Annotated in this window: 4 protein-coding genes; all 4 read right to left on the bottom strand. The window is 56.3% G+C overall.

Going from position 1 to position 4,371, the window contains the following annotated elements:
- Window positions 1-259 precede the first annotated feature (259 nt).
- The 4 genes from HY26_RS16230 to HY26_RS16210 all read right to left on the bottom strand — a co-directional run bounded on the left by HY26_RS16230 (window position 260) and on the right by HY26_RS16210 (window position 4,313).
- Window positions 260-1,381 (bottom strand): Fic family protein, encoded by a 1,122-nt coding sequence (locus HY26_RS16230; RefSeq protein WP_034741786.1) that lies wholly within the window; start codon window positions 1,379-1,381, stop codon window positions 260-262.
- 129 nt (window positions 1,382-1,510) lie between these two features.
- Window positions 1,511-2,617, bottom strand: coding sequence for a tyrosine-type recombinase/integrase (locus HY26_RS16225; RefSeq protein WP_045695885.1), 1,107 nt, complete (start codon window positions 2,615-2,617; stop codon window positions 1,511-1,513).
- A gap of 209 nt (window positions 2,618-2,826) precedes the next feature.
- The gene (locus HY26_RS16215) at window positions 2,827-3,057 is read right to left on the bottom strand and encodes a DUF2274 domain-containing protein (RefSeq protein WP_034741777.1); all 231 of its coding nucleotides are present in this window, start codon (window positions 3,055-3,057) and stop codon (window positions 2,827-2,829) included.
- The gene (locus HY26_RS16210; RefSeq protein ID WP_045695883.1) at window positions 3,054-4,313 is read right to left on the bottom strand and encodes a TrbI/VirB10 family protein; all 1,260 of its coding nucleotides are present in this window, start codon (window positions 4,311-4,313) and stop codon (window positions 3,054-3,056) included. Before HY26_RS16210 ends, HY26_RS16215 begins: the two co-directional genes overlap by 4 nt.
- Window positions 4,314-4,371 lie beyond the last annotated feature (58 nt).

The following is a 4,371-nucleotide window of genomic DNA, read 5'->3' as shown; positions in this document are numbered from 1 at the left end:
GTCAGCGGTTCGAGCCCGTTACCGCCCACCATAAAAACAAGGCACTAGCCTGTGGAAAAAAGAACATCAGAGAACAGTTTACAGCATAGTTTACAGGTTCTGTTCTTGTTCCGTCCTTAAAATGTGGCGCTCTTGCGCCCAGAACGGTCGCGTCGAACGTGTGTGCGCGCTTGATTTTTTATGCATGTCTTGGGTGTCCAGTCGAACAGATCGGTGAGGACTTAATCAGTGAAGCGGTCCCGGCTTAGCAGTTGCTGGATTACTTCGCTTCTTGCCGTCCACCACCGTCGGATACACGCATGAACAATGCGAGAAGTGGTTCGTTGATATAGTAATTGTTCCGGCCGGCCTGATGCTTGGTCACGAAGCCCGCTTCGGCTAGCTGGTCGAGATACTTGGTGGCGGTAGGTCGGCTGACATGCAGGTCGTTCATCACGTAATCGATGCGCGTGTAAGGGTGGCGGAAGAGGTTGTTCAACAAGTCCTGACTGTAGATCTTGCCGAGCTCTGCTCGCATCCGTTTCTTGTAGTCCGCCATCTGGGCGCGCAAACCTTCGATCAGCTGTAGGGTAGTCTGAGATGTCTCTGCCACCGCTTCCAGAATGTAGAGTACCCAATCTTCCCAGGCGCCGTCGTCTCGCACGGCCTGCAGCAATTGATAATAGTCGTTTTTCGTACCTGTGATGTGCCGGCTGAGATAGAGAATGGGAATGTCGAGCAGGCCCGTGCGCGTCAGATAAAGTACATTGAGGATACGCCCGATCCGGCCATTGCCATCCGGGAACGGGTGGATGCTCTCAAATTGATGGTGAATGATCGCCATTTTGATGAGCGGGTCCAGATCGCAGGCGTCATCATCGTTGATGAAGACTTCGAGTCCAGCCATAAGGGCTTCAATCTCACGCGGGCCCTGTGGTGGCACATAGACGGTTTCGCCTGTGCGATCATTCTTCAGCTCTGTTCCGGCCTGCGTTCTGAAGCCATCGTCTCGCCCCTTCAACAAACGGAACATGTCGATGATGATGCGGTTGGTGATCAAACCTTGCGTCTTGCGTAGCTGGTCAAATCCAAGTCTCAGGGCATCACGATAGAGCGCGACCTCTTTTGCTGCGGCTGAGCCAGGTCCTTCCGGGAACAAGTCTGCTTGGAACAGTTCATCTTGAGTGGTGACGATGTTTTCAATTTCAGAACTTGCCTTGGCCTCCTGCAAGGCCAGCGTGTCGATCAAGATACCCTGGTTGGGGATGGCTTTGGCTGCGCCCTTCAATTCCGCCAGTGCCCTGTTGGCGCGTGCAAGTGCCTTCAGCACCGGTATCGTCTCGATCTCGACGGGTGGCGGAAGGTCTGGCAATTTGTACGAGGAATCTGGTAATTTCGACATGATGTGTCAAAGAAACGCAATTTTCTTTACATGTCCAGCTAACGTGTAAAGAAAATCACCAAATTGGTGCAAATCAGCACTAAGCGATTTCTTGCCTATGCAGGTGGCAGCCTTTACGAGACCTGGCTACTAGATCGAAGTCGTCATCGCTTCAATAACAGCTGCATCTGACACGTAAATCCGCTTCATTTTCGCGAGCGTGCCCGGCGTCCAGCCAAACAAATCAGTCAGAACCTGATCTGATATCAGAGCCGGGTAGAGGTGCTGAAGGATGACCATATTCGTCGCGCATGTCTTGCGCATGTCGTGGATGGTTGGTCCATCGTTTTCCGGGCCAAGTCCCATACGGCTGCGATGGCGATCAAAGCTCGTGCCGAACCCTTCTGCAGTCCAAGGCTTGCCCTTGCTGGAGAAAAGAATCGTGAGGGGCGCAGTCGCGAGTTTGGCGCGCGCCGCATCGATTTCATCAAGCAACGACCGGAGCGGAGGCGTGATGGGGATAAGTGCAGTGTTGCGGCCACGGCTCTTGCCCGTAGGAATGATCAGATGCTGCTTCGTGATCGCCGAAAGTGGCAAGCGGGTAAGGTCTTCACGGCGAAGTCCAGTGTGAAGAGCCAGTTTGAACGCCCATGCCAAATGAGCTGACGCGGTTTCGAGAAACTTTGCCTGCTCTTCCAGAGACCAAATACGCGCTTCCGTCGGCCGCTCGTAAAGCGGTTCGATGCCATGCGCTCGGTTCCAGTCCAGCCGCCCGTCCTTTTTGCACCAGGTCAGGAAGGCCGACAGAGCCAGGACGGCCTCATCAGCAGCGCTCGGAGAGTGACCCCAAACACGATCGCGGTGGGAGGTGATAAACTTGATAATGCGTCTGCTATCGAAAACCGAAAGCGGTGCGTTCGCAGCTGGCTGGCCCGCCTTCAGGGGCATTTCCAACCACTTGTCGAGGTACTTGATCCTGGCAGTTTGCCCTTTTGTCTTCATCTTTCTGAATGCGGGAGACTTCTTCCGATAAAGCATGACCGCCATAGCGAACGAATCTGCGACCGGCGCTCTCTCATCCTCCATCACCTCTGAATAGGCCTGGATGAATTCTGGAGGCAATCGCTTGCCGGCTCCGTCCAATCTGGATCCTTCACTCGTCCAAAATTTGGGCCCACCTCGAAACGCATAATAATAGTATCGGGTCTGACCAGTCGCGAGCTTCTTCGCAATTACATGAAGTCCCTTGATGGACATGCTCAGCTCCCTAGCCATTTCGCCTCCGAATCAGTTTCGAGCCTGAGAGAGGCCTTGTCCAGAAGCGTAATTTCGCCGTCAGGCATTAGCCGAACGCCGCACACATCAAATCCTGTATCTTTCGCTGCAGCGATCAGCGTTTTGAGACGGCGCTTGATTTCACAGGTTTTAAGATGGGGAGGTATCTGCGTCCGGGCCATTGCTCGACATCACCGGTAGGTTTGAGTCTTCATGGCCTTACGAAAGCCAGGATCGCTTGAAAGGAAAGCTTCAAGCATCAGAGGAACCAGCACAGCCACCGATGCCTCAGCTCCGTAGGTGGCAGCATGGATCCGAGAATACGCTTCGAGGTCCGCAGCCAGAGGTGGCTCGAGACTGATCGACAGTTTCTGCGGTGTCCGGTCCGGAAGCGGCCCAATTTTCAGACTGACTTCACTCATGGCTGATTGCCTCCTTGATAGGGTTTCAGAACGATATCCTTGTTGACGAGCACTGCGAGCCGCCAGCCAGGCCGGATCGTGATCGAGGGTTGGACGTCGAGATTGCGACGCACGATTTCCTGGCCCGCCTCATTCGCGCCCGTCTGTGCGGAGCGGCGAAGCGCGCGGGCAATGTCGCCCTCATCATCGCTCGCGAGTTCTGATCCCACGCCGAGCAAGGTGGAGAGCGCGACGCCCTGCAACAGCTTCCAGGAATGATAGTCGACTTTGTCTTCGAGGCCGGCATAGCCACGGGCATCGACGCCGGCGAGATTGTCGATGCGGATCGACGATCCATCCGGCATGACGATCCGGCTCCAGACGAGGAGCGCCCGTGACTGACCGAACGCGATGACGCTGTCATAGCGGCCAATGAGCCTCGCGCCCTGAGGCACGAGAACGCTCTCTCCAGTGACGGTGTCATAAACCGGGCTTGTCACCTGCGCGATGACCTGCCCCGGAAGGTCGGAGTTCACCCCTGTCAGCAGGGTTGCCGGAATAATCGTTCCAGCCATCAGCTGGTAGGGAGAAACCGGTGTCTCCAGCCGATGCGGATTGTAGATCGAGGGATCGGTTTCTGCGCCCAGAAAATCAAGCTTGCGGGCCTGCCGGTTTGGATCTTCATTTAAGGATGACCCAAACGCACTGCCGCCAGATGGCGCAAATGCCGACAGGTCCGGAAAACTGATCGAGGCCGCTGATGGACTCGCAACGCCTCCTCCAACGCTCTTCGAACCCGTACTCGCCCCAACCTGGAAAAAAACCCCGCTCCCCCGCGCGGCATCGGAGAGCGCCGCTTCACGCGCGCGCAGCTCTGCCTCCAGTGCCGTTAATTGTCCGCGCATCGGATCAGATTCAGGCGCATCCTGTTCAGGCAGCCCCATCCGCCCTTCGCGCTGCGCCTTCAGGATCGGTGTGCCAAGATCCCCCGGCAGTGGCGGCCCGAGGACATCGTCTTCCGGCGCAATCTCACCATAGGATTTCGGAAGCGTGGCCAATCCATCCGCCTCTGGATTATGACCGGTATTGTAAAGCTCCCGCGCCGGACCGTCAGTGCCTTCCTTCGGTCCCTGCAGCGCAAAGGCTAGCGAGCCAAGCACGATTGCGCTGCCGGTTCCGAGCAGGATCATCAGCGCCCGTTTGGAGAACCGCTTCACGGGTCTCGGGCGCCCGCGGATTTCGAGCGGTTGGGCTGGAGGAGAAACGGCCTCTGTCATGGCTTCGCGCTGCCAATGTCATTGCGTGCGATCTTCACGACATCCTGGCGCTTTTCGC

Origin of the sequence: Hyphomonas sp. GM-8P (assembly GCF_003263315.1) — a bacterium.
Classification (GTDB): Bacteria; Pseudomonadota; Alphaproteobacteria; order Caulobacterales; family Hyphomonadaceae; genus Hyphomonas.
The sequence above is the reverse complement of the archived record's forward strand: the minus strand, read 5'-3'. Positions and strand labels throughout refer to the sequence as shown.

What these genes read in the sequence shown, in the direction of transcription:
- HY26_RS16230 (WP_034741786.1), bottom strand. Translation starts at nt 1,381, where the DNA reads ATGTCGAAATTACCAGATTCCTCGTACAAATTGCCAGACCTTCCGCCA.
- HY26_RS16225 (WP_045695885.1), bottom strand. Translation starts at nt 2,617, where the DNA reads ATGTCCATCAAGGGACTTCATGTAATTGCGAAGAAGCTCGCGACTGGT.
- HY26_RS16215 (WP_034741777.1), bottom strand. Translation starts at nt 3,057, where the DNA reads ATGAGTGAAGTCAGTCTGAAAATTGGGCCGCTTCCGGACCGGACACCG.
- HY26_RS16210 (WP_045695883.1), bottom strand. Translation starts at nt 4,313, where the DNA reads ATGACAGAGGCCGTTTCTCCTCCAGCCCAACCGCTCGAAATCCGCGGG.